The 2,582-nt window shown below is 64.6% G+C and carries 2 protein-coding genes; one reads left to right on the forward strand and one right to left on the reverse strand.

Going from position 1 to position 2,582, the window contains the following annotated elements:
- The first annotated feature begins 30 nt into the window (after positions 1 to 30).
- Positions 31 to 597: a sensor domain-containing protein gene (locus tag ACFE99_RS19255; RefSeq protein ID WP_375488030.1), complete on the forward strand. Its 567-nt coding sequence runs from the start codon at positions 31 to 33 to the stop codon at positions 595 to 597.
- A gap of 244 nt (positions 598 to 841) precedes the next feature.
- Here ACFE99_RS19255 and ACFE99_RS19260 read toward each other — a convergent pair.
- A partial coding sequence (locus ACFE99_RS19260; protein WP_375488031.1) for a serine/threonine-protein kinase PknH/PknJ occupies positions 842 to 2,582 on the reverse strand: 1,741 nt, incomplete at its 5' end.

Below are 2,582 nucleotides of genomic sequence, written 5' to 3' on the forward strand. Positions count from 1 at the left end.
GTGCTATCGGCTTGCGCCCATACCCATTCAGTGGTCAAGACGAGCGGCACGCCTACCGCACGGCTCGCCGCTGACGCGCTGATCGTCAGCGTCGATGATCTACGTCGCATCGCCGGCATCGACACGCTCGCGCCCGGCCCAGGCTCCGAAGTTCATCAGCCGCGCCACAAACGCTCCGATCTGCCGGGGACATGCCAGGCGGTGTTCGACCAGCAAGCCGCCTTCGATGGTGGCTGGGCGCAGTTCGATTCCGTGACATACAGCGCGGACTTCTACAACGGTGTAGGTCAAGTACAAGTTCGCGGTGTCGCCAGCGTGACCCAGGCTGTTGCGGTCTACCGGGATGAGGTGACGGCGCGCGCCGCGTTCGATCGCCTCGCACCCTTGTTAACCGCCTGTCCCTCCTTGCATCTCGAAAACTACGATTTCACAGTGGATAAAAGCGAGCCCGCAACCGTAGTGCTCAAGAGCAACGCGTGGGAAGTAATCTATCGCCTGAAGTCGTCAGTGCTGATCAATGTCGCGGAGGTGGGTCTTCCCCAGCCAGAGCAGAGTGCGCGCACTGTCGTCCAGAGGATCGGTGAACGCATCAAGTAGACCATTGTGTTGCGGCTACATTTGCGGTGCCCCGATGACCCATGGCGGGCTGACGACGCATACGTAGTCGATCAGGATCTCCGATATCAACCGGGTTCCGCGGTGCCGCGTCGATCGCCAGTACGCGGCCGCAACTGTGCACTATTTGCCCACATGATTTGCCGATCACCGCGTCGCTGCAGCCTGCGGTGAGTCTGCATAGTCGATTCGGTGGCGTCCGGTTTGGGCCTGCAGTGCACGCCCACTAGCGAGGAATCTTGGCGGCAATCGCATTAACGATGTCGACGCCCTGGTTGGTGATGTCCAGGCGGCAGGCGACCACGTCGACCACGATGTTGTTGCGGACCGCGAGGGCGCGCTGACACGCGGGGTGGGTGGTGCCTTCGATGATGTGTGGCATCGACAATGCCGCAGCGCTTTTGTTCAATGTGCCGAACACCCAGTCCTGGGGGCGCAAATTGGGGTACGTCAGGGTGAAGCCGGTGCCTGCGCATGCAGACCACTGGTCAGTTTGATTGGCCAAAAATTTCTGGGCAGCGGCTGCGGTCGGTAATGCCACGACCGCCTGGATGATTTCGTAATTCACGGCCACCTCGCCTGGCTCGTGGACTGCCTGTGCCCGCGCGCCGGTCCATCCGCTGCCGACATACACCGCATGTTGAGCCGGCGCCCAGGCACCGATGCAGTTTTTCTGCGCGATGATTGCGGAGTCGTCGATCAACGCGTCAAGAGACTTATAGACCACCAAATTGCTTGCGCCCATGATGTTTGCGACTTGTTCGGGGGGCAGCAGCAGGCTGTCGAGCGTTGAGGGCGGAAGAGGTGGTGGAGGTGGGGGTGGTGGTTTCGCCGGTGTGGTCGATGCCGGGGTGGCCGAGGCAGCCGGGCTGCGGTGCTGGTCGGTTCGGTGGGTGAGACCGATCGCGGCGACCGTGGCGCCCACGAGTACCACGACGGCCGCGACGGCGGCCGCGATCAGCCTTCGGCGACGCCGACGCGGTTTCACCGCGCCGGGTGGGGCGAACACCGGCGTGCGCGCGAGCTGTGTCGGTAGGGCGACCCCGCCGTGTTGCGTGCGAGCCCCATCGGGCTGCGTCCACCACTGTGGCCCGCTGCCGGCGGCATCGGGGTACGAACTGACCGCCGCAGCCGGTATCGGCCGCCACGGAATAGTGACCGGGGTGGTGCGGTCGTGCAACGCGCCCGCCGCTGCGGCGGCCAGCTCACGTGCCGAGCTGAACCGCTGCGCAGGGTCTTTGGCCATCGCTTTGGCGATGACCGCGTCCAGCGCCGTCGGCAACTCTGGCACCCGATCGGTGACCCGCGGCGGTGGCTGCTGCAGATGGGCCATCATCACCGCCCCTACCCCGTTGCCGGTCCAGTACGGAGTCTGACCCGTCAGCAACCGAAACAGCGTGCAACCCAACGAGTACTGATCCGCGCGTCCATCGACCGCCGCACCGGCCAGCAGTTCGGGGGCAGCGTAGGCGACGGTGGCCACCAGCGACCCGGTGGCCGTCAAACCGCCGTCATCGAGGGCACGGGCAATCCCGAAGTCCCCCAACAGGACTCGTTCCTCAGCGCCGACGCGTCCCGACAGCAAGAAATTGGCCGGCTTGACATCGCGGTGCACCACATGATGCTCGTGCGCATAGTCCAGCGCCTTGGCGACCTCCCCGACAATGTAAACCGCCCGCGCCGCGGTCATGGTGCCCGCGCGCAGTGCGGCGTCGGCGTCGGTGCCGTCGACGAACTGCATCGCGATCCACAGCAACCCGTCCTCGGTCTGTCCGCGCCGATAAATCGACACGATATTGGGATGATCGAGCATCGAGGCCACATCAGCCTCGCGCATGAAACGGGTGCGAAACTCGGCATTGCGGGACAGTTCAGCGCTGAGAACCTTCAATGCGTCCCGGCGCGGCAACTCCGGGTCGGCCACCAGGTAGACCGCACCCATTCCGCCCACCCCGAGTACCCGCTCA

The organism is uncultured Mycobacterium sp. (assembly GCF_964249325.1).
In the GTDB taxonomy this organism is placed as follows: domain Bacteria; phylum Actinomycetota; class Actinomycetes; order Mycobacteriales; family Mycobacteriaceae; genus Mycobacterium.